General features: G+C 72.8%; 20 protein-coding genes and 2 pseudogenes. 17 read left to right on the forward strand and 5 right to left on the reverse strand.

Going from position 1 to position 22,245, the window contains the following annotated elements; translation table 11 throughout:
- Positions 1-143 precede the first annotated feature (143 nt).
- Positions 144-1,298: a cystathionine gamma-lyase gene (locus tag AB0B76_RS04925; RefSeq protein ID WP_360369447.1), complete on the forward strand. Its 1,155-nt coding sequence runs from the start codon at positions 144-146 to the stop codon at positions 1,296-1,298.
- 42 nt (positions 1,299-1,340) lie between these two features.
- On the opposite strand, the gene AB0B76_RS04930 is transcribed toward AB0B76_RS04925, so the two are convergent.
- Together AB0B76_RS04930 and AB0B76_RS04935 are read right to left on the reverse strand one after the other, a co-directional pair.
- On the reverse strand, positions 1,341-1,871 hold the full coding sequence (locus AB0B76_RS04930) for a DUF3515 family protein (protein WP_360369450.1): 531 nt from the start codon (positions 1,869-1,871) through the stop codon (positions 1,341-1,343).
- Between the two features lie 13 nt (positions 1,872-1,884).
- Positions 1,885-2,118 (reverse strand): Lrp/AsnC ligand binding domain-containing protein, encoded by a 234-nt coding sequence (locus tag AB0B76_RS04935; RefSeq protein ID WP_360369453.1) that lies wholly within the window; start codon positions 2,116-2,118, stop codon positions 1,885-1,887.
- 144 nt (positions 2,119-2,262) lie between these two features.
- On the opposite strand from AB0B76_RS04935, the gene AB0B76_RS04940 reads away from it, so the two are divergent.
- Together AB0B76_RS04940 and AB0B76_RS04945 are read left to right on the forward strand one after the other, a co-directional pair.
- A complete protein-coding gene (locus AB0B76_RS04940) occupies positions 2,263-3,225 on the forward strand; it encodes a thiamine-phosphate kinase (RefSeq protein WP_360369456.1) in 963 nt (320 codons plus the stop codon).
- Positions 3,226-3,246: 21 nt separating this feature from the next.
- On the forward strand, positions 3,247-3,714 hold the full coding sequence (locus AB0B76_RS04945) for a GNAT family N-acetyltransferase (protein ID WP_360369459.1): 468 nt from the start codon (positions 3,247-3,249) through the stop codon (positions 3,712-3,714).
- Positions 3,715-3,776: 62 nt separating this feature from the next.
- Here AB0B76_RS04945 and rpmB read toward each other — a convergent pair whose 3' ends face one another.
- The gene (rpmB, locus tag AB0B76_RS04950; protein ID WP_190249618.1) at positions 3,777-3,968 is read right to left on the reverse strand and encodes a 50S ribosomal protein L28; all 192 of its coding nucleotides are present in this window, start codon (positions 3,966-3,968) and stop codon (positions 3,777-3,779) included.
- Between the two features lie 178 nt (positions 3,969-4,146).
- Here rpmB and AB0B76_RS04955 point away from each other — a divergent pair, with 178 nt between their 5' ends.
- The 11 genes and pseudogenes from AB0B76_RS04955 to mutM all read left to right on the forward strand — a co-directional run bounded on the left by AB0B76_RS04955 (position 4,147) and on the right by mutM (position 15,921).
- Positions 4,147-5,754 carry a DAK2 domain-containing protein gene (locus tag AB0B76_RS04955; RefSeq protein WP_360369462.1) on the forward strand — a complete coding sequence of 536 codons (1,608 nt, stop codon included), beginning with the start codon at positions 4,147-4,149 and terminating at the stop codon, positions 5,752-5,754.
- A 7-nt stretch (positions 5,755-5,761) separates the two neighbouring features.
- Positions 5,762-7,969 (forward strand): ATP-dependent DNA helicase RecG, encoded by a 2,208-nt coding sequence (recG, locus tag AB0B76_RS04960; protein ID WP_360370213.1) that lies wholly within the window; start codon positions 5,762-5,764, stop codon positions 7,967-7,969.
- 254 nt (positions 7,970-8,223) lie between these two features.
- On the forward strand, positions 8,224-8,802 hold the full coding sequence (gene rsmD, locus AB0B76_RS04965) for a 16S rRNA (guanine(966)-N(2))-methyltransferase RsmD (protein ID WP_360369464.1): 579 nt from the start codon (positions 8,224-8,226) through the stop codon (positions 8,800-8,802).
- Between the two features lie 433 nt (positions 8,803-9,235).
- Complete coding sequence (coaD, locus tag AB0B76_RS04970) at positions 9,236-9,721, forward strand: pantetheine-phosphate adenylyltransferase (RefSeq protein WP_360370216.1); 486 nt, start codon at positions 9,236-9,238, stop codon at positions 9,719-9,721.
- Positions 9,722-9,810: 89 nt separating this feature from the next.
- Positions 9,811-10,311: a hypothetical protein gene (locus AB0B76_RS04975; protein ID WP_344611398.1), complete on the forward strand. Its 501-nt coding sequence runs from the start codon at positions 9,811-9,813 to the stop codon at positions 10,309-10,311.
- An 89-nt stretch (positions 10,312-10,400) separates the two neighbouring features.
- The gene (locus AB0B76_RS04980; protein WP_360369468.1) at positions 10,401-10,967 is read left to right on the forward strand and encodes a YceD family protein; all 567 of its coding nucleotides are present in this window, start codon (positions 10,401-10,403) and stop codon (positions 10,965-10,967) included.
- A 6-nt stretch (positions 10,968-10,973) separates the two neighbouring features.
- A complete protein-coding gene (rpmF, locus tag AB0B76_RS04985; protein ID WP_259861936.1) occupies positions 10,974-11,147 on the forward strand; it encodes a 50S ribosomal protein L32 in 174 nt (57 codons plus the stop codon).
- Between the two features lie 13 nt (positions 11,148-11,160).
- A pseudogene (locus tag AB0B76_RS04990) lies at positions 11,161-11,946 on the forward strand (phosphate acyltransferase PlsX); the annotation flags it as partial.
- A 770-nt stretch (positions 11,947-12,716) separates the two neighbouring features.
- Positions 12,717-13,397, forward strand: a pseudogene (gene rnc / locus AB0B76_RS04995) (ribonuclease III); the annotation flags it as partial.
- A gap of 331 nt (positions 13,398-13,728) precedes the next feature.
- A complete protein-coding gene (locus tag AB0B76_RS05000; protein WP_360369472.1) occupies positions 13,729-15,057 on the forward strand; it encodes a mannosyltransferase family protein in 1,329 nt (442 codons plus the stop codon).
- Between the two features lie 9 nt (positions 15,058-15,066).
- On the forward strand, positions 15,067-15,921 hold the full coding sequence (gene mutM / locus AB0B76_RS05005; protein WP_360369475.1) for a bifunctional DNA-formamidopyrimidine glycosylase/DNA-(apurinic or apyrimidinic site) lyase: 855 nt from the start codon (positions 15,067-15,069) through the stop codon (positions 15,919-15,921).
- On the opposite strand, the gene AB0B76_RS05010 is transcribed toward mutM, so the two are convergent.
- Together AB0B76_RS05010 and AB0B76_RS05015 are read right to left on the reverse strand one after the other, a co-directional pair.
- Entirely contained in the window at positions 15,857-16,636 is a 780-nt protein-coding gene (locus AB0B76_RS05010; RefSeq protein ID WP_360369478.1) for a spherulation-specific family 4 protein, read from the reverse strand. The genes mutM and AB0B76_RS05010 overlap by 65 nt on opposite strands.
- 26 nt (positions 16,637-16,662) lie before the next feature.
- Entirely contained in the window at positions 16,663-17,235 is a 573-nt protein-coding gene (locus AB0B76_RS05015) for a CAP domain-containing protein (protein WP_360369481.1), read from the reverse strand.
- Positions 17,236-17,590: 355 nt separating this feature from the next.
- Between AB0B76_RS05015 and AB0B76_RS05020 the strand changes: the two genes are divergently transcribed.
- From AB0B76_RS05020 to AB0B76_RS05030, 3 genes are all read left to right on the forward strand, one after another.
- Positions 17,591-17,785, forward strand: a complete 195-nt coding sequence (locus tag AB0B76_RS05020) for a hypothetical protein (protein WP_360369483.1) — start codon at positions 17,591-17,593, stop codon at positions 17,783-17,785.
- A gap of 232 nt (positions 17,786-18,017) precedes the next feature.
- Positions 18,018-21,590: a chromosome segregation protein SMC gene (gene smc, locus AB0B76_RS05025; RefSeq protein WP_360369486.1), complete on the forward strand. Its 3,573-nt coding sequence runs from the start codon at positions 18,018-18,020 to the stop codon at positions 21,588-21,590.
- Positions 21,587-22,204: an HAD-IA family hydrolase gene (locus tag AB0B76_RS05030; protein WP_360369489.1), complete on the forward strand. Its 618-nt coding sequence runs from the start codon at positions 21,587-21,589 to the stop codon at positions 22,202-22,204. Before smc ends, AB0B76_RS05030 begins: the two co-directional genes overlap by 4 nt.
- Positions 22,205-22,245 lie beyond the last annotated feature (41 nt).

Genomic DNA, 22,245 nt, shown 5'->3' on the forward strand with positions numbered 1-22,245 from the left:
CGGCGTGGGTGGATCGCCGCGAGCGCGTCCGGGCGGTGACGGCGATGTCGCCTCCGCGCGTTGTGGGCTCGGCTCGGACGCGTGCGGGCGGCGGTGGCGACGATGGCCTTCGGGCCTGGGCGGGCGCGGTGGGAAGTAATCGGATGAAGGGGGACAGCAGCGTGGACGCGAACGGTAGTGGTCCGCTCGGGCGCGGGGATGGGACGCGGGTCGTGCACGCCGGAGTGCCGGCGGCCGTGGCGGGGGAGCCGTTCCTGCCGTCGCCGGTGTTCGGGGCGCCCTACCACCTTGATCCGGTGGCGGGGCCGCAGGCCGGTGTGGACGGGTACGGGCGGTCGGACAACCGGACTTACCGAAGCCTGGAAAAGGCGATCGGGGACCTTGAGGGCGGCGAGTGCGTCGTCTTTGCCTCCGGCATGGCGGCCATCACCGCGGTGCTGCTCGCCACGTTGCGGGCCGGCGACGCCGTGGTGCTGCCCTCCGACGGGTACTACCTCACGCGCGCCTTCGCCGGCGAGCACCTGCCCGGGCGCGGGGTCGAGGTGCGGACGATGCCGACCTCGGGACCGTACCCGGCGCTGGACGACGTGCGGCTGCTGCTGCTCGAGACGCCGTCGAACCCGGGGCTCGACGTCTGTGACATTGCCGACCTCGCCGCGCGGGCGCATGCGGGCGGCGGGCTGGTCGCGGTCGACAACACCACGCCGACGCCGCTCGGGCAGCGGCCGCTCGACCTCGGCGCGGACTTCTCGGTCGCCTCGGCCACCAAGGCGCTGACCGGGCACTCGGACATGCTGCTCGGGTACGTCTGCGCGCGCGACCCGCAGCTGATCGAGACGATCCGCACGTGGCGCGCGCGGACGGGCGGCATTCCCGGCGCGTTCGAGGCGTGGCTCGCGCACCGTTCGCTCGGGACGCTCGACCTGCGTCTGGCCCGGCAGACGGCCAACGCGGCGGCGGTGACGGAGCTGCTGGCCGACCACCCCGCGGTCGCGTCCGTGCGGTGGCCTGGGCGCGCGGGCGACCCCGCCTACGAGGCGGCGGCCCGCCAGATGCGCCGCATCCCGGGCGTCGTGACGTTCGTGCTCGCGGACAAGGGGGCGGTGGACCGCTTCCTGGGCGCGTCCGAGCTGGTGTTCGCCGCGACGTCGTTCGGCGGGCTGCACTCCTCGGCGGACCGGCGGGCCCAGTGGGGCGACGACGCGCCCGAGGGGCTGGTGCGCTTCTCGTGCGGCGTCGAGGACACCGAGGACCTGCTCGCGGACGTGCGCCGGGCGCTGGATGCCGCGCTGAGCTGATTGCCGCCGCGCGGACGCGCCGGACGTTGGGAAGGACAGGGCTCAGCAGTGCAGGTCGCCGGTCGGAGCCGACGGTACCGTCGCCACGATTGTCGGTGAAAGGTTCACCAGCCAGGAGCCGTCGGCCGCCTTCGGGACCACGACGCGCAGCGGTACCTGCCGGTCGATGCTGTGCCAGACCGTCTGCCCGGACTGCTCCTCCGGGTACCAGCACACGTCGGACAGGCCGAGCAGCTGCGCGTCCTGCGGCACCGCCGGTGCCGGGCCGCCGCAGGACAGGAGGATCGCGGGGTCGCCGAACGCCGCGTTCTGTTCGCCGCCGGCCGTCACCTGGCGACGGTGCAGGCCGCCGAGGTCCTGGGGCAGCCGGGCGACCAGCGCACGGCACACCGCGGCCGGGGACGGGTCGAGCTGGGGCGCCTCAGCGCGTACCGCTGAGGAATCCGGCTTTCCAGGAAACCCTCCGAGGCCCCAGAAGGCGACGACGCCGGCCACCAGCGCGATGGGCAGGGCGGCTATGGTCGCGATCCTTGCCGGGCTCGGCCCCGGGCGCGCGGGCGCGTCCGTGCTCATGACAGTCGTGCCACTACAAGTGCACCACCGAGCAGGTGACCGTGCGCGTGATGCCCGGCACCAACTGGACCTTGGACACGATGAGCTGGCCCAGCTCGTCGATGTTGCGGGCCTCGGTGAGGACCACCACGTCGTACGGGCCGGTGACCGCGTCGACGCGCACCACACCGTTGAGGCCCTTAATGGCCGTGGCCACGTCGCGGGCCTTGCCGACCTCTGTTTGGATCAGGATGTATGCCTGTACCACGACACGACTCCCTCCCTGCGCCGTCCGTCCGCTGATCAGGCGTCAACCTACCGCAAGAATGGAAGAGGCAAATCAACCGCCGTGCGTGATCATGCCATGACACGCGGATTCGGCGACACTATCGAGCATCAGGTTGGAGGACGGGTGACCGTAGCAACCGCCGGGGAGTTCGGGCTCATCTCGCGGGTGACGGCTCGGCTCGGGGCGGCGTCGCCCTTGGTACTGCTCGGACCCGGGGACGATGCGGCGATCGTCGCGACCCCGGACGCGCGCGTCGTGGCGAGCACCGACGTGCTCGTCGACGGGCGCCACTTCCGCCGCGACTGGTCCAGCGCGCGCGACGTCGGCCACCGTGCGGCCGCGGCCAACCTCGCCGACATCGCGGCCATGGGGGCCCGCCCCACGGCGTTGCTGGTGGCTTTGTGCGCCCCGGCGGACCTCCAGATCACCTGGGCCGAGGAGCTCGCCGACGGGCTGGCCGCGGAGGCGGCGAAGACCGGCGCGACGGTCGTGGGCGGGGACACGTCGTCGAGCCCGACGCTGACCATCGCGGTGACCGCGCTCGGCGATCTCGAGGGGCGGGCACCAGTGGTGCGCTCGGGCGCGCGTCCGGGCGACGTCGTGGCCGTGGCGGGGCGGATCGGCCACGCCGCGGCGGGGTACACCATCCTCTCCCGCGGCTTCCGCGCGCCGAAGCTGCTCGTCGACGCGCACCGGCGGCCGGACGTCCCGTACCACCTGGGGCCCGTCGCCGCGCGGATGGGCGCTACGTCCATGATCGACATCTCGGACGGCCTGCTGGCCGATCTCGGGCACATCGCGGCGGCCAGCGGGGTCGGCATCGATCTGCGCCGGGACGCGTTCACCGTTCCCGAGGCCATGCACGCCGCCGCGACCGCGCTCGGCGTGGACCCCTCCGGCTGGCTGCTCGCCGGCGGCGACGACCACGCGCTGGCCGCCACCTTCCCGCCCGACGCAGAGCTGGGTGCCGAGTGGCTCGTCGTCGGCTCCGTGATGGCTGCGAGCCTGTTCACGGCGGGTGACAGGGTGACCGTGGACGGTCGCCGGTACACGGGTGGCGCCCCGGGATGGGACCACTTCCGGTAAGGGCCGGTACCCTCTACGCTCGTGACCGAGATCGACATCCGGCTGACCCGCTACGGCTCGCGGGTCGCCACCGAGCTCACCGCGTCCGCGCTCGCCGACTTGAGCGAGCGGTACGGCGGTGAGGGCGATTCCACCCCGATCGAACCCGGCGAGTTCGATCCGCCCGCGGGGGCGTTCCTCGTCGCGTACGTGGACCATGCGCCGGCCGGGTGCGTCGGCTTCCGCACGTTCGTCGAGGACGAGACGACGGCCGAGCTCAAGCGGATGTACGTCGCGCCGCAGTACCGCGGCGTCGGCGTGGCCAAGGCGCTGCTCCTGGCCGTCGAGGACGCGGCGCGCGCGGCCGGGCGGAAGCGGATCTGGCTCGAGACGGGCACGGCGCAGCCGGAGGCGATCGGGCTGTACGAGCGATGCGGGTACGCGCGGATCGAGGACTTCGGCCACTACAAGGGCTACCCCGACGTCCGCTCGTTCGGCCGCGACCTCTAACCACCCTCCGGGCACGACAAAAGGCCCCGTGACGGCGTCACGGGGCCTCTATGGTGCCTGGGTCAGCCCCGGACGACCTTGCCGGCCTTGAGGCAGGAGGTGCAGACCTGCACCTTCCGCGTGGTGCCGCCACCGGCCGGGGTGCGCACCGTCTGAATGTTGGGGTTCCAACGGCGGTTGGTCCGCCGGTGCGAGTGGGACACGTTGTGGCCGAAGCCCGGTCCCTTGCCGCAGACGTCGCACACGCTAGCCACGGGGATCTCCTGGGTTGATTGCAGTCCTGAGCCGGAACGAAGTTCCGGAAACGCCGCCGGCCGGGTGAACGGCGGGCAACCCAGCAAGGTTACCTGATCCGCCCCCGCGACACCCAATCGGCCCTGTCGGCGTCCGCGTCGGTGGGGAATGACCGTCTTCACCGTTAGGCTCTGCCGCGTGCCAGACAGTGTGGACGCCGCCGCCGTCCGCCGGTGGTGTGCCGCCGGCCTGGCCGCGCTGCGGCGCCACCGGGCCGAGATCGACGCGCTCAACGTGTACCCCGTGCCGGACGGCGACACCGGGACGAACCTGGTGCTGACGATGTCCTCAGCGGTCGAGGCCGCCACGGGCGTGACGGCCGCCGAGGTCGTGCGCGGCGCCGCCCGGGGCGCGCTGCTCGGCGCGCGCGGGAACTCCGGAATCATCCTGGCCCAGCTGTTCAAGGGGCTCGCGGCCGGGCTGGAGCGCGCGGGCGCGCAGCCGGTCACCGGCGACGTGCTCGCCGGGGCGCTGGACCATGCGGCGCGCGGGGCCTACGACGCGGTCGCGGAGCCCGTCGAGGGCACCGTCCTGACCGTCGGCGTCGCCGCCGCGAAGGCCGCCGTGGACGCCGCGGCGCGCGGGGGCGTTGTCGCCGTCGCCCGGGCGGCCTCGCAGGGAGCGCGGGAGGCCCTCGCGCGGACGCCCGAGCAGTTGCCGGCGCTGGCCCGGGCCGGGGTCGTTGACGCAGGCGGGCGCGGCCTGGTGGTCCTGCTCGACGCGCTGGTCGCGACCCTGACCGGCGAGGAGCCGCCCGACGATCCAATTACGGCGGCGGTGGTACCCGCTGGAGCGCGCCCGGGCGCGACCGTCGAACGGGAGACCGGGTCGGCCGAGTTCGCTTACGAGGTGCAATATCTGCTCGAGGCGCGCGCGGACGCGGTCGAGACGCTGCGCGGCGCCCTCGCGGGGCTCGGCGACTCGCTCGTGATCGTCGGCGACGAGCCGACCTGGCACGTCCACGTGCACGTCAACGACGTCGGGGCGGCGATCGAGGCCGGCGTCGAGGCGGGGCGCCCAAGCCGGATCACGGTGACCCGCTTCGAGGACCAGATCGCCGGGCGGTCTGCCCGCGCCGAGGCCGCGGCCGTACCGCAGGAACGTGCGGTCGTGGTCGTGTGCAGCGGGCCGGGGCTCGCGGACCTGCTCGAGTCCGAGGGGGCGACGGTGCTGACGGGCAACCCCTCCACGCGCCAGCTCGTGGACGCGATCGTGCGCACAGGCGCGCAGCACGTCGTCGTGCTGCCCAACGACGCGAACGTGCTGGCCGTCGCCGCCGCCGCGGCCGGCGAGGCGCGCGCCGCGGGCGTCCGCGCGGGCGTGGTGCCCACCCGCTCGCCGGTGCAGGCGCTCGCGGCGATGGCCGTGCGCGACCCCGCGCGGCGCTTCGAGGACGACGTGATCGCCATGGCCGAGGCGGCCGCGCGGTGCCGGTCCGCCGAGGTCACCATCGCCGGGCGGGAGGCGCTGACGGTCGCCGGGCGATGCCAGCCGGGCGACGTGCTGGCCATTGTCGACGGCGAAGTGAATCTCATCGGGCAGGATCTGCCACAGACCGCCTGTCTGCTGCTGGACCGGATGCTCACCGGCGGCGGCGAGCTGGTGACGCTGATCGCCGGCCGCGACGCGCCCGAGGGGCTCGGCGCGGCCCTGCGTGCCCACGTGGAGGGCTCGTGGCCGTTCGTGGAGGTCCAGTGCTACGAAGGGGGCCAGCCGCACTACCCACTCCTGGTGGGCGTCGAGTAGAGGAAGCCTGGAGTTGGCCGACATCGACCTGACCACGCCGCTGTCCAAAGTGCTCGGGGGCAACGGCGCGAAGCTGCTCGCCGAGCACCTCGACCTGCACACGGTCGGCGACCTGGTGTACCACTTCCCGCGCCGGTACGAGGAGCGCGGCGAGCACACCGACATCCGGGCGCTGGAGATCGACACCGACGTCACCGTGTTCGGGCAGGTCAAACGCGTGAACGCCCGGCAGTTCGTGCAGCAGCGCGGCAACACCCGGGGCAAGCGGGGCTCGCTCGTCGAGGCGGTCATCGGCGACGACAGCGGTGGCGAGATCAGCGTCACGTTCTTCAACCAGCCGTGGCGGGAGAACCAGCTGCGCCCGGGCCGCTGGGGGCTCTTCTCCGGCAAGGTGGGCCGGTTCAACCAGAAGCTGCAGCTCAACCAGCCCGACTACGTCCTGCTCGACGCGGGCGAGGGCGAGGAGGCGGTCGAGGAGTTCGCCGGAGCGATCATCCCGGTGTACCCCGCGACCGCGCGCGTGCCCACGTGGCGCATCGCCTCGGCCGTGCGCACCGTGCTGGACGTGCTGCCGCCGACGCCCGACCCCGTGCCGTCCACGATGCGCGCGACGCGGCGGCTGAGCTCGCTGGACAAGGCGCTGCGTGAGATCCACCGGCCGGAGTCGCAGCAGTCGCTCGCCATCGCGCGGAGGCGGCTGAAGTGGGACGAGGCGTTCGCGCTCCAGCTGACCCTGGTCCAGCGCAAGAAGCGCGCCGAGGACTGGCCGGCGGTGCCGCGCCCGCGCCGCGCGGACGGGCTGCTCGCCGCCTTCGACGCCGGGCTGCCCTACGAGCTGACCCGCGGCCAGCGCGACGTCGGCGAGGAGATCGCGGCCGACCTGGAGCGCGCCCACCCCATGCACCGCCTGCTGCAGGGCGAGGTCGGCTCCGGCAAGACACTGTGCGCCCTGCGCGCCATGCTGCAGGTCGTCGACGCCGGCGGCCAGGCGGCGATGCTGGCCCCGACCGAGGTGCTGGCCGCCCAGCACCACCGCAACGTCACGGACCTGCTCGGCGCCATGGCCCGGGCCGGCGAGCTCGACGCCGCACCGGAGGCGACCCGGGTCACTCTGCTCACCGGGTCTCTAGGCGCGGCCGCGCGACGGAAGGTTCTGGAAGACCTCCGCAGCGGTACCGCGGGCATCGTCGTCGGCACCCACGCGCTGCTCTACGAGGGCGTCGACTTCGCCGACCTCGGCCTCGTCGTCGTCGACGAGCAGCACCGCTTCGGCGTCGAGCAGCGCGACGCTCTGCGCACCAAGGCCGACCAGCCGCCGCACGTGCTCGTCATGACGGCGACCCCGATCCCGCGCACGGTCGCGATGACCGTCTTCGGTGACCTGGAGACCTCGGTACTCAGCCAGCTGCCGCGCGGACGCTCGCCGATCGCCTCGCATGTCGTACCCGTCACCGAGAAGCCCGCGTTCCTGGACCGTGGCTGGCGGCGGCTGCGCGAGGAGGTGGCGAAGGGGCACCAGGCGTACATCGTGTGCCCGCGCATCGGCGACGCCGCCAAGTCCGACGGCGAGGACGTGCCGCCCGCCGGGGACGACGGGCGCCGGCCGCCGGTCGCGGTGCTGGACGTCGCGCCGCAGCTGGAGGAGGGGCCGCTGCACGGCCTGCGCATCGGAATCCTGCACGGGCGCCTGCCGGCCGAGGAGAAGGACACCGTCATGCGTACCTTCTCCGAGGGCCGCCTCGACGTCCTCGTCGCCACCACCGTCATCGAGGTCGGGGTGGACGTGCCGAACTCGACGATGATGATGATTCTCGACGCCGACCGCTTCGGCGTCTCCCAGCTGCACCAGCTGCGCGGACGCGTCGGCCGGGGCAGCGCGCCCGGCCTGTGCCTCCTGGTCACCGAGTCCGGGGACGGCACGCCCGCGCGGACGCGCCTGGACGCGGTCGCCTCCACCACGGACGGCTTCAAGCTCGCCGAGCTCGACCTGGAGCAGCGCCGCGAGGGCGACGTGCTCGGGGCCTCGCAGTCGGGGCATCGCTCGCACCTGCGCCTGCTCTCGTTGCTGCGCGACGCGGAGCTGATCGGGGAGGCACGCGCGGAGGCGACTGAGCTGATCGCGGAGGATCGGGAGCTGGAGCGGCATCCGGCCCTGGCGGCGACCATCGCGCGGCTGGTGGACGAGGAGCGGGCCGAGTACCTCGAAAAGGGGTGACGCGACTCACACCCCGACGTCCTCGCGGTGATCGCGGCGCGCGGTCGCGCGGCGATGGCCAACCGAGCCGACGTCGCGGCGTCGTGGTCGTTGCGACGCGCGGTCGCGTGGCTTTGGCCTACCGAGCCGATGTCGCGGCGCAGTGGCCGTTGCGCCGCGCGGTCGCGTGGCCGCGTGGCGTACGTCGCCTGGTGCTGCCGTGCTGGTGCCCCGGGAGCGTCGCGTGGTGTACGTCACCGCTTAATCTGGATCGTGTGACGCGGATCGTGGCCGGGGTGCTCGGTGGGCGCCGGCTGACGGTGCCGGCCGGACAGGGCACACGCCCCACCTCGGACCGGGTGCGCGAGGCGCTGTTCAGCAGCCTCGACAATCTGGTCGACCTCGACGGGGCGCGCTTTGCCGATCTCTACGCGGGCTCGGGCGCGGTCGGGCTGGAAGCCTGCTCCCGCGGGGCCGCCCACGTGCTGCTCGCCGAGGCCGACGCCAAGGCGGCCCGCATCATCCGCGGCAACATCGCGGCGCTCGGGGTGGCGGGACGCGTGCGCCTGGTGACGGACAAGGTCGAGCGCCTGCTCGCGGGGGAGTCGGACGGGGCCTACGACGCGGTGTTCATCGACCCGCCGTACGCGGTGGCCGACGACCGCGTCCGCGCGGTGCTCGAGGCGCTCGCGGAGCGCTGGCTCGCCCCGGACGCAGTCGTGGTGGTCGAGCGGTCCAGCCGTGGAGCGCCGATGGCGTGGCCCGATGGGCTGCGCGCGGTCGCGGAGCGGCGGTACGGAGAGACGACGCTGTGGTACGCCCAGCGTGATCCGGACGACTCGGGCACGAGGTAGCCAGGCAGGGGTCGGTGGCTGCGCGCGGGCGCGGCGGGCGCACCCCAGGGCCGCGCCGGCGCGATCAGAACGGAGCCGGACGCAACGCAACCGTTCCAGGCGCGAGGACTCCGTACGCGGGCCGCATTCGGGCGGCCACGATCACGAAGCCGTGATCAGGCGATCGACGTGGCGAAGCGATGTCTCCGCGGGTTTGCCACGCGCGGGCGCGGTGGGGACCGCTCGGCGGTTGGCTGAGTCAAGGCAATCGCGGCGGACGAGCCGAGCGAGCGCGCGGGTGCGGGAGTTGATCGCTGATGGCCTGGTCGGGCGCGGTGCGCTGGGTGGGGCGACCGGGCGGCACTGTGGTGCGGCCGACGCGAGCAGGATGGCTCGCGCACGAGTTAAGCGAACCTTTGGTACGGTCCCCGCTCATGAGGCTTGGGCTGGTGCAATGAGGCGCGCGGTCTGTCCGGGTTCGTTCGATCCGGTCACCAACGGGCACCTGGACATCGTGGGTCGGGCATCGCAGATGTTCGATGAGGTTGTCGTTGCGGTACTGATCAATCAGAGCAAGGCGGGGTTGTTCACGGTCGACGAGCGGCTGGAGATGCTCGCGGCGGTGTCCGCGCCGTACGCCAACGTCCGGGTCGACGCCTTTCAGGGGCTGCTGGTCGACTTCTGCCACTCCAACGACATCGGCGCGATCGTCAAGGGCGTGCGTGTGGCCGGCGACTTCGACTACGAGCTGCAGATGGCGCAGATGAACTACGGCCTCGGCGGCATCGAGACGCTGTTCATGCCGACCAACCCGAAGTACTCCTTCGTCTCGTCGAGCCTCATCAAAGAGGTCGCCAAGTGGGGCGGCGACGTTTCGCCACATGTACCCGATCTCGTGGCGAATCGCCTGCGTGAACGGTTCGCCTCGGCGCGAAAGTAAGTGCAACACCCGAGTGGCGATGGAGCGGCTTGGGGGTCCGGGCCGCATGATGGTTACGTCGTTCGACGTTGGAACAGGAGTGACCGCAGGTGGATCCGCTCGAGAGCATCGACCAGATCATTGCGCTGGTCGAGGGTGCGCGGTCGGCGCCGATGTCGCGGAGCAACTTCGTGTTCGACCGCGCCGACATGATCAATCTGCTCGACCAGCTGCGTGCCGACCTGCCCGGTGAGCTGCGGCGCGCCAGTGCACTGCTCGACGAGCGCGACAAGATCGTCGACGCGGGACGGCGCGAGGCGGAGCGGATCATCGCCGAGGCCGAGGCCGAGCACACGCGCCTCGTGTCGATCAACGAGATCGTGGTCTCGGCCGAGCACGAGGCGTCGCGGATGATCAACGAGGCCCGCGCGGAGACGCAGCGGCTGCGCGACGAGGTCGACGACTACGTCGATACGGCGCTGGCCAACTTCGAGCAGTTCCTCACCCGGTCGCTGGCCTCGATCGAGCGCGGGCGTGACAAGATGCACGCGCTCCGGGAGATCGGTTCGTTCACCCCGTCCGGTGAGGACGACCGGCCGCTGCCGTTCTGACGGGCGCGGTACTGTTAGAGCCGATTCGACGGAAGATCTGCCGCTCGGGTACCCTAGTCCGTCGGCCCTGCCTGGCCGGAGTCTGAAAGATGCCACATCAACCACAGCACCCGCACCTGGATCCCCGGTCGCCGCTGGTCCTCGAGACTAGAGACCTCCCACGCCGACCGGGTGCTCTGCATGCGGTACAGCGGAAGGTGCCGGCGCCCAAGGACCTCGGCCTGGAGCTGATCGGCGTGCCCCATGGCGCCGAACTCGATCTCCAGCTACGGATGGAGTCGGTGTCCGAAGGCGTACTCGTCTCCGGCATCGTCACCGCCCCACTGGCGGGCGAGTGCGGGCGCTGCTTACGCCCGATCAGTGACACGCTGGACGTCCCGCTCCAAGAGTTCTATGCCTACGAGCACAGCACCACGGACGAGACGACCGACGAGGACGAAGTCGGACGGCTGCAGGGCGACCTGATCGACCTGGAGCCGGCACTGCGGGACTCGGTGGTGCTCTCCCTGGCCGCCAACCCCGTGTGCCGTGAAGACTGCCCAGGTCTGTGCCCCGAGTGCGGGGTGCCGATCGACGAACTGCCCGCGGGTCACACCCACGAGCAGGTCGACCCGCGCTGGGCCGCCCTGTCCCAGATCAAGACGTCAGAGGAGTAAGGTCCCGTGGCCGTTCCAAAGCGGAAGATGTCGCGCAGCAACACCCGGTCGCGCCGGAGCCAGTGGAAAGCCGTCGCGGTTTCCACCCAGCCGTGCCCGCAGTGCCGCTCGCCCAAGCTGCCTCACGCGGCGTGCTCGGTCTGCGGCACGTACAACGGCCGTCAGGTCATCGAGGTCTGATTACCGGATCCGGGTGACGCGATCCGACCGATCGCCGCACGGCGGGCAGCCCCCGTCCGGTGTCGCGCGGATCGCCGTCGACCTCCTCGGCGGGGACGGGGCTCCCGCCGTCGTGGTTGACGGCGCTCTGCGCGCATGCAGCGCCGATCCAGACCTCCACCTTCTCCTTGTCGGACCACAAGAAGTGGCCGACGAGGTCATTGGCGCGCTCCCGGTCGCTGACCGCGAGCGCGTCAGTGTCATCGTCGTCGACGCCGCCATCGGCATGGCCGAGTCCCCGCTGCGCAACATCCGGCGCTCCACGTCGGTGCGCGCGGCCGCGGAGGCGGTCTACACCGGCCGCGCGGACGCGATGGTCTCCGCGGGCTCCAGCGGCGCCGCCGTCGCCGCGTCCGCGCATGTGCTCGGCCGCCTGCGTGGCGTGCGCCGGCCCGGGCTCGCCGCCCAGTTGCCCACCGAGCACGGGCCTGTGCTCCTGCTCGACGTCGGGGTGACCCTCGACGCGACGATGCTGGAGCTCGTCCAGCACGCCGTCCTCGGTACCGCGTACGCCTCCGTCGCCCTGGGCATCGCGCGCCCGCGCGTCGGGCTGCTGTCCATCGGCAGTGAGCCGGGCAAGGGCGACCGCCTGCGCCGGTCGGTGTCGATCGCGCTGTCGGACATTCCGCTGCCCGCGGGCGGGCGCTACGTGGGTCTCGTTGAAGGTTTCGATGTACCGCGCGGAGGCCCTGCCGACGTCATCGTGACCGACGGCTTCACCGGAAACGTCCTGCTCAAGGGCATCGAGGGGGCGATGGCCGCGGCTCGCGTGGCCTTCGCCGCGCCGGAACCTGCCCCGTACGCGCCCGCACAGCGCTCGGACGCGTCCGCGCCCGATTCCCACGACGCATCCGCATTCGATCCCCGCCGAGACCACGACGCGTCCGCGCGACGTGGCGACGGCGCGGACATGGGCCACGACGCGTCCGCGCCCACGAGCACGTCCCGGGGCGGGAAAGCCGCACCTGAGGCGGCGCGCGGGAGCGGGGAAGCTGCGCCTGAGGGTAGGTCCGCGGGCGGGGGTGCCGTACCCGACGCCAGGCCCGGGGGCGGGAGAGCCGCGCCCGTGGGCACGTCCAGGGCCGGAGCAGTCGCACCAGAGGACCTGCACGGGGGCGGGGGAGCCGCACCTGTGGGCACGTCCGGGGCCGGAGCAGTCGCACCCGAGGACCTGCACGGGGGCGGGGGAGCCGCGCCTGTGGGCACGCGCGGGGGCGGGGGAGCCGCGCCTGTGGGCACGTCCGGGGGCGGGGGAGCCGCGCCTGTGGGCACGTCCGGGGGCGGGGGAGCCGCACCCCGGGGCGCGGTCGCGCGGCATGAGGCCGCAGCCGTGCTCCTCGGCGTGGCCGGCGACGTCGTCGTCTGCCACGGCTCAGCCGGCGGCGCGGAGATCGCCGACGGTATCGCCCTCGCCGCACGTCTACACCGTTACCGCATCACCCCTGCGGTCGCGGGACTCGCCGATGATCTGCTGACCGAACTCTCCTCGGCCGGCGGGCTCACCATCCGTGACGCACTGGGAGAGCGCTCGTGAAGAACCAGAACAGCCTCGAGGCCGCCTTCGGTGTCGAGTTCGACCCGGACATGCTCAAGCGGGCGCTGACGCACCGCTCGTACGCGTACGAGAACGGCGGCCTGCCCACCAACGAGCGGCTCGAGTTCCTCGGCGACGCCGTGCTCGGGGTGGTCATCACGACCGCCCTGTTCCAGAACCACCCGACGCTCGCCGAGGGTCAGCTCGCGAAGCTGCGCGCCAGCGTCGTGAACATGCGCGCCCTCGCGGAGGTCGCGCGGCGGCTCGGGCCCGGAGGTATCGGGCCGTTCCTGCTGCTCGGCCGCGGCGAGGAGGCGACGGGCGGCCGCGACAAGGCCAGCATCCTCGCCGACACGCTGGAGGCGCTGATCGGCGCCATCTACCTGCAGCACGGCCTGGACATGACCGCGCAGGTGATCCACAAGCTGTTCGACGGGCTGATGGCCGAGGCGGCGATGCGCGGGGCCGGCCTGGACTGGAAGACCAGCCTGCAGGAGCTGACCGCCGGGCGTGGGCTGGGGGTGCCCGAGTACCGCATCGACGAGGAGGGGCCCGACCACGCCAAGCGGTTCACCGCATGGGTGATCGTCGCGGGGAAGCGCTACGGCGGCTCGCAGGGCGGCAGCAAGAAGGAGGCCGAGCAGCGCGCGGCCGAGGCGGCCTGGCGCGAGCTGTCGGGTGTCCAGCCGGAGTCCGCCGCCTACAGCGTCCTGGAGGCGGCCGAGTCCACCAAGACCGAGCCCGGCAGAGCCGAGTCCAGCAAGGCCGAGTCCAATAAGGCCGAGCCCGGCAAGGCCCGGGACGCCGGCAACGGCAAGACCGCCAAGCCACGCGCGGACGCGGACACCAGCAAGCAGAGCACCGACCTGGGCAAGCGGGGCGCGGACGCGCCCAAGCAGGACGCGGGTCTGACCAAGCAGCATCCGGACAGGCACGAAACGACCAGCACCACGCACGCGGACATCACCGAGACCGACACCGCCGAGGAACCGCGCCCCGATGACGACGATGACGCCGGTCAATGAGATCACCCAGCGCGCCCGCACCACGCTCATCGCATTTCCGTTGGGCATCTATGCGCTGAGCCGCCTCGTGCAGCTGGCGCTGCTGTGGTGGATGTCGCCCGACGACAAGATCCGTGACCGCCTGCTCGCTTGGGACGGCGGGCACTTCGTGCGCGTTGCCGAGGAGGGCTACCCGTCCGGGTACACGTACGACGGCGCAGGCCACCTGACCGGCAACGGCCTGGCGTTCTTCCCCGGGTACCCGATGATGGTCCGCCTCGTGCACCTGGTCACGCGCCTGGACTACGGCACCGCCGCGATCACGGTGTCGTGGCTGGCCGGCGGGGTCGCGGCCGTGCTGCTGTGCGCGCTCGGCACGAGGCTGTACGACGAGCGGGTGGGCCTGGCCCTCACCGCGCTGTTCTGTCTGCAGCCCATGTCGATGGCGCTGTCGATGGGGTACTCCGAGGCGCTGTTCACGGCCCTGGTCGTCGCCATGCTGCTCTTCGCGCACCGGGGCGACTGGATTCTTGCCGGCATCCTGGGGCTCGCCGCCGGTTTGAGCCGGCCCACGGGCGCGGCCGCGGCGATCGCCCTGGCCGTAGCCGCGGCAATGGCGATCGTCAAAGAGCGCCGCGCGGCGGCCGTCGATGAGCGTGGCGTGGCGGCCGTCGATGAGCGTCGCGCGGGGGCCGTCGAAGAACGCCGCGCGGGGGCCGTCGAAGAACGCCGCGCGGGGGCCGGCAAAGAGCGCCGCGCGGGGGCCGTTGAGGATCGCCCCACGGCGACGGGCGACGCGGCGGAGCCGAGAGGCACAGGAGGTACACCCGCGGGGGTCTGGAAACCGATCCTGGGCGCCGTAATCGCCCTCGCGGGCGTGCCGGCCTATCTGCTGTGGGTCGGGCTGCGTGTGGGCGATCTGGGCGCATGGTTCGACATCCAGACGGCCGGCTGGGGCACAACGTTCGACTACGGCTCCTCGACCCTGACCTTCCTGCGCGACGCGTTCAAGGCCGGCGACGGCTGGATCCAGGTCAGCATCGCGTGGATGCTCGTCGGCGTCGTGATCCTGGCCGTCGTCGCGCTGGTGCGGCGGGTGTGGCCGCCGCTGGCCGTGTACGGCGTCCTGGTCCTGGTCCTGGTGCTCGGCCAGGCCGGGTACTACCACTCCAAGCCGCGCCTGCTCGTGCCCGCGCTGCTGATCCTGGTGCCGCCCGCCGTCGCGCTCGGACGCGCGCGGCCGCGCACCGCGGCGCTAGTCTTGGCGGCCTGCGGTGCGTTCGGGCTGTGGTACGGCTCGTACCTGATCACCGTCTGGCACTACGCGATCTAGAGGGATTCCATGCCTGAGCTGCCCGAGGTCGAGACCGTCCGGCGTGGCCTCGACAAGTGGGTGTCCGGCCGGCGCATCGCCACGGTCGAGGTGCTGCACCCGCGCGCGATCCGCCGCCACCTGCCCGGCGCCGAGCACTTCGCGGGCGTCCTCGCGGGCCGGCGCGTGGGCGCGGTGATGCGCCGCGGCAAGTATCTCTGGATGCCCCTGGACGACGAGGACGCCCTGGTCGGCCACCTCGGCATGTCCGGGCAGCTGCTGATGCAGCCCGTCGACGCCGCGGCGGAGATCCACCTGCGGGTGCGGGTCGCCTTCGACGACGACGGGCCGGAGCTGCGCTTCGTCGACCAGCGCACGTTCGGCGGCCTGAACGTCTCGCTGGGCGGCGCCGTGCTCCCGGGCGAGCTGGCGCACATCGCGCTCGACCCGGTCGACCCGCTCTTCGTCGACGACCTGTTCGTGGAGCGGCTGCGCAAACGGCACACCGAGGTCAAACGCGCGCTGCTGGACCAGACGCTGATCTCCGGCGTGGGCAACATCTACGCGGACGAGGCGCTGTGGCGGGCCCGGCTGCACGGCGCGCGCGACACGTCGCAGCTGTCGCGGCCCGTCGCCCGCCGCCTCCTCGGCCACGTCCGCGACGTGCTCAACGAGGCCATCGGGCAGGGCGGGACGAGCTTCGACTCGCTGTACGTCAACGTCAACGGCGAGAGCGGGTACTTCGAACGCTCCCTGAACGCCTACGGCCGCGAGGGCCTGCCCTGCAACCGGTGCGGCAGCCCGATCCGCCGGGAGGCGTTCATGAACCGGTCCTCATACTCCTGCCCGCGCTGCCAGCCGCGGCCCCGTCTCGCACCACGCTGAGCGCGCGGTAGGGGCGCGGGCGCCGCGGGGCCGGGGTCGGCCGGTCGCGCTCGGCCCCGAGCTCGGCCAGGCTGGGCACGAGGCCGCACCAGGCGGGCAGGTCCGCGTACGGGTCGGGCGCGCCCAGGTCGGTGACGAGCCCGAAGCCGGCCCCGCGGCTGACCTGCAGGTGAGCGGCCTCGTCGAGCTTCCGGGGCGGCACGGCGTGCACCAGGTGCCCGTCGCCCGGGCGCGCGCCCTCGCCCGACCAGCGCCGGTACTCCCGCCAGCTGCCGTCGAACACGCATACGGGCAGCCCGAGCTCGCGGTACGCCTCGTCCGGCGGCTCGCCCGGGTTCAGCACCACCTCGGGCAGGTCGGCGCGGGCGGCGGACTGCGCGACGACAGCGACCGGGCCGATCGCGTAGGGGCTCACGGGCGTGTGGTCGAGGAACACGCCGCGCACCGGGTACCCGCTCCAGCGGTACACGTCCGCGCGGATCTGCGCGACCGGGCGCGTGCCGTAGTCGATGTCGACGTAGCCGAGCAGCCGGACGCCCGCCGCGGCCAGGCGGCTCATGGCCGTGGTCCACAGCGGGTCGCGGCCGCTGCCGGGCCCGCCCGCGACGTCGACGACGACGGTGAACGCCTGACCGTGGCTCGCGACGATCTCCCATGCGTATGGCCGGGCCAGCGGATGCGCCCGCAGTGGCAGGAGCGTCGGAACCCGGTCCACGACCGGACTAACGATGCTGGGCCCCCTCAAGCACGGCCCGTGTCCACGGTCCAGTAGGGCGTGCGGCCGCGCATGGCGGCCCCGACACCGATCGATGTGGTGTCGCAGTCGAGCAGCGTGTCCTTCGCGTTGTCGTCGCGCAGCCAGTGCTTGACGACGTCGCCCGCGTCGCCGCCCTTGGCGGTCAGCTCGTCGGCGAACCCGCCGCTGAAGCCGGCCGCGTTGACCCGGTCCTGCGGGCTGCTGCCGTCGCTGCCCCTGGTGTCGGTGAAGTCCTTGGCCGCCATGTCCGCCGCGTGCCCCCGCGCGGCGCTGCGCAGCTTCGTGTCGACCTGTACGGCCTCGCACCGCTTCTTGCGCCGCTCGCTGTTGATCAGCTGCACGACGCGGTCCTCGTAGCCGGCGTTGAAGTTCGCGGCCACGAGGGTCGTCTGGGCCGTCGTCGGCGTCTCGGTGGTGGGCGCGGGCGCGCTGCTGGTGTCGGCAGCGCTCGGAGGCGCCACGTCGGGCGGCGGAGCGGCGGCGTGCGGGGTCGAGGAGTCGCCGCCGCCGGCGAGCGCCGGAATGATCACGGCGCCCAGGCCGAAGACAATGAGCACAGCGGTGACGATCGCGGCTATCCCGGTGGGCCCGAGTCTCGCAGTGAGACCCGTCATCGCACTCTCCCGGTCCCGTCGTCCCCAGATTTCCCAGACATGACGCTACTTTGCGGTGGCGCCGCGGGGCAACCGGTGGCACACTGCCACGATCGGCGCGGCGTGTGGATCACGCACCCGGGTGAGTGAGAACACCCTGGCCAGGACGTTTGGCGTGCCTCTGCGCTTGACTAAGTCGCCCCCCGGACGGAACATAGAGGGGTCGCCAGTCGCGCCCAATTATGCCCTTGTGCTTCGGTCGCGGGTGCTGGGCGCGCGTTTGCCGGAATCGACCGGCTGCGCTTAACAAGGAGACGATATGGCTAAGGCCCTCTACGGCCACGTAGGCAGCGCGCCCGACCGGCGCCTCGTCGACGAGGTCACCCAACTGCGCGCCAAGGTTCGGGCGCTCGAGTTCGAGGTTGTTCGGCTCCGCGCCGAAAACGACCGGCTCGCCGCGGCGGCGTCGGAGGCGGACCACCTGGTCCGGCTCGCCGAGCCGGCGATGGCCTGAAGATTTCAGGTCACCGCAGCCTGCGCAGAACTGCACAGTAAACCCGCGCGCCGACATCCTCTGGGTCTCGGCGCGCAGTCATGTAACGACCCGGTCGTCCCGTTGGTTACTCAAGGGGTCAGAGTGGGCGCTGTGTCCACGACACGCGCATTATGGTGTGCGGTACTGCAGGGAAGGGTAGTGTCCCGGCGGTAGCCTGCCCGGTAACACACCTCGACCACCGTGGAGATCCGTGCACCTCAAGACCCTGACGGCCAAGGGCTTCAAGTCCTTCGCGTCGACCACCACGCTGAAGCTCGAGCCGGGCATCACCTGTGTCGTCGGGCCGAACGGCTCCGGCAAGTCCAACGTGGTGGACGCCATTTCCTGGGTGCTCGGTGAGCAGGGCGCGAAGGCGCTGCGCGGCGGAAAGATGGAAGACGTAATTTTCGCCGGTACCGCGAGCCGCGCCCCCTTGGGACGCGCCGAGGTCACCCTCACGATCGACAACAACGACGGTGCGCTGCCGATCGACTACACCGAGGTGTCGATCACCCGCCGGATGTTCCGTTCGGGTGAAAGCGAGTACGAGATCAACGGCAACTCCTGCCGCCTGCTCGACATCCAGGAGCTGCTGTCCGACTCCGGCATCGGCCGCGAGATGCACGTGATCGTCGGTCAGAACCGCCTCGACGGCGTGCTGCACGCCCGCCCCGAAGACCGCCGCGCCTTCATCGAGGAGGCCGCCGGCGTCCTCAAGCACCGCAAGCGCAAAGAGAAGGCCATCCGCAAGCTCGAGGCGATGGCGGCCAACCTCAACCGCCTCGGTGACCTCACCACCGAGCTGCGCCGCCAGCTCAAGCCGCTCGGGCGCCAGGCCGAGGTCGCCCGGCGCGCCGCCGGCATCCAGGCCGACCTGCGCGACGCCCGGCTGCGACTGCTCGCCGACGACCTGCACACGCTGCGTGAGACCCTCGACCGCGAGATCGCCGACGAGACGGCCCTGCGCGCGCGCCGCGAGGAGGTCGAGGCCGAGGTCGAGTCGATCAACGAGCGCCTCGCCGCCCTCGAGGCCGAGCACGCCGCCGACGCGCCGGTCCTGGCCGAGGCGCAGGACACCTGGTACCAGCTCTCGACGCTGCAGGAGCGGTACCGCTCCCTGCACCAGCTCGCCGCGGAGCGCCACCGCAACCTCGCCGCCGCTCCGGTCGACGAGCGGCCCGGGCGCGACCCCGACCAGCTCACCGCCGAGGCCGACAAGGTCCGCGAGCAGGAGGAAGAGCTGCGCGCCGCGCTGGAGGCCAGCCAGGAGCGCCTCGCCGAGGCCGTCGAGCGCCGCCAGGACCTCGAGCGCCGCCTCGCCTTCGCCGAGAAGGCCATCGTCGCGGCCCACAAGGCCATCGCCGACCGCCGCGAGGGGCTGGCCAAGCTCACCGGTCAGGTCGAGTCCGCGCGCTCCCGCGCGAACGCCGCCGGCGACGAGATCGAGCGCCTCACGGTCCAGTTCGCCGAGGCCGAGGCGCGCGCGGAAGCGGCCCAGGGCCTCTACGACGAGGCTAGCGCGGGCGCCTCGGTGGCCGACAACGCCAACGCCGACCTGGAGATGCGCCACCAGGAGGCGACCCAGGAGCTCGACGCGATCAACAACGAGGTGCGCCAGCACAACGATGCCGAACGCGCCGCCGAGAAGGACGCCGCGCAGTGGAAGGCCCGCGAGGAGGCGCTCGCGATGGGCCTGCGCCGCAAGGACGGCGCCGGCACCCTGCTGGCCCGCTCCGACCGCGTCCCCGGGCTGCTCGGCAGCGTCGCCGCCCTGCTGTCCGTCGAGACCGGACACGAGGCCGCCCTGGCCGCCGCGCTGGGCGCCCTCGCCGACGCCGTCGCGGTGTCCGGTGTGGAGGGCGCGGTCGCGGCCGTCGAGATGCTCAAGCAGGACGACGCCGGCCGGGCCGCACTGATCATCGCGTCCGCGCCCATGCTCGACGCCCCGCCGATCGAGCGGGTGCCGCTGCCCCCGGGCGCGGCCTGGGCCATGGACCTGGTGCGCTTCCCCGACGAGCTGCGCCCGGCGCTGGAGCGCGCCGTCGGCGACGTCGTGTTCGCGCCCGACCTCGCGACCGCGCGCCGCATCGTCTCCTACGCGCCCGCGCTGCGCGCCGTCACGCCCGACGGCGACGTCATCGGCGCCTACGCCGCCGCTGGCGGCTCCGGCAAGCAACCCAGCTTCATCGAGGTGCAGGCGGCCGTCGACGAGGCCCGCCAGCAGAAGGTCGACGCCGAGCGGCGCGTCGCCGAGGCGCGGGAGCTGCTCGCCCTGGCCCGTAACGCGGCCACCTCGGCCAAGCAGGCGGTCGCCGAGACCGCGGCGGCCAAGAAGGAGGCCGACAGCGTCCGCAACGCGGCCGCGCGTCGCCTCGCCGAGCTCGGCGCCGCCGCGAAGTCGGCCCGGGCCGAGGTCGAGCGGCACGCCGCGGCGAAGAACAAGGCGGAGTCGGCCCGCGAGTCCGGCCGCGCCAGCCTCGCCGAGCTCGAGGAGCGCCTGGCCCTGGCCGAGTCCACGCCGGTCGACGACGATCCCTCCACGCACGAGCGCGACGACCTCGCCGACGAGGTGCCGGTCGCGCGCCAGCAGGAGATGGAGGTGCGGCTCGCCGTGCGCACCGCCGAGGAGCGCGTCGGCGCCCTCGCCGGCCGTGCGGACGGGCTGCTGCGCCAGGCCGCCGCCGAACGGGCCGCCCGGGAGCGCGCCGCCGCCCGTAAGGCCACCCGCGCCCGCGGCGCCCGCATCGCCCAGGCCGTCGCCGAGGGCGCCGCGTTCGCCCTGGAACGGCTCGAGGAGTCGATCGCCGAGGCACAGGAGACCCGCGACAGCCTGGCCGCGACGCGCGCCGAGCGCGAGTCGGCCCTGAGCGACGTGCGCGGGCGCGCCAAGCAGTTCACGTCCGAGCTCGACCGGCTCACCAACGCCGTGCACCGCGACGAGGTCGCCCGCGCCGAGCAGCGCATGCGCATCGAGCAGCTCGAGGCCCGCTCCGCCGAGGAGTTCGGGCTCGACGCCGACACCCTCGTCGCCGAGTACGGCCCGCACCTGCCCGTCCCGCCGACCGCGCCCGACGTCGCCGCGGCCGAGGCCGAGCGGCGGCCCGTGCCCGAGCCGGTGCCGTACGACCGCGCCACCCAGGAGAAGCGAGCCGCCAAGGCCGAGCGCGAGCTGAACCTCCTGGGCAAGGTCAACCCGCTGGCGCTGGAGGAGTTCGCGGCGATGGAGGAGCGGTACAAGTTCCTCTCCGACCAGCTCGAGGACCTCAAGGCCACCCGCCGCGACCTGCTCACCGTGGTCAAGGACGTGGACGACCGCATCCTCGAGGTGTTCACCAGCGCGTACCACGACACCGCCCGCGAGTTCGAGCAGGTCTTCTCGGTGCTCTTCCCGGGCGGCGAGGGCCGCCTCGTGCTCACCGACCCCGAGGACATGCTCACCACCGGCATCGAGGTCGAGGCCCGGCCGCCCGGTAAGAAGATCAAGCGCCTGTCGCTGCTCTCCGGCGGCGAGCGGTCGTTGACCGCCGTCGCCCTGCTCTGCGCGATCTTCCGCGCCCGCCCCAGCCCGTTCTACATCATGGACGAGGTCGAGGCCGCCCTGGACGACGTCAACCTGGGCCGCCTCATCACCCTCTTCGAGCAGTTGCGCGAGCGCAGCCAGCTGATCATCATCACTCACCAGAAGCGCACGATGGAGGTCGCCGACGCCCTCTACGGCGTCACCATGCGATCGGGCGTCACCGAGGTGATCTCGCAGCGCCTGCGGACGGAAGAGGCAGCGTGACTCAACGGCCCACGGCCCTGCTCATCGACTTCGACGGGGTCCTGCGCACGTTCGACCCCTCGACCAATGCCAAGATCGAGCAGCGGTACGGCCTGGAGCCCGGCACGGTTCTCGACATGGCCCTCGAATGGGATCGCCTGCTGCCGGCCATCACGGGCCGCATGACGCGCGCCGAGTGGCTCGCGACCGTCGCCGCCGACCTGGCGCCCCGCGTCGGCGGCCCCGGGCGGGCCGCCGAGCTCATGGCGGAGTGGGAGGTGTACCCGGGCGATGTCGCCACGGACGTCCTCGCCTTCGTCCGCGACGTGCGCGCCGCGGGCCTGCCCGTGTGCCTCGCGACCAACGCGACGATCGAGTTCCACGACGTGCTCGCCTCGTTCGGCCTGACCGGCGAGTTCGACGCGGTCGCGCTCTCGGCCGAGCTGGGCGTGCACAAGCCGGCCAAGGAGTACTTCCAGGCGGCCTGCGCCCTGATCGCCACCCCGCCGCCGCGCTGCCTGCTGGTCGACGACACCGACCGGATGATCCGCGGCGCGCGGGCGGCGGGTCTCTCGGCGTACCGCTACACGCCCGGTGACGACCTCACCTATCCGCGCCGGGCGCTCGGCCTGTAGGCCGGGCCCGTTACCCGCGGTCGAAGGCAGGCGCCGGGCCC

It is taken from the genome of Dactylosporangium sp. NPDC049140, assembly GCF_040648435.1.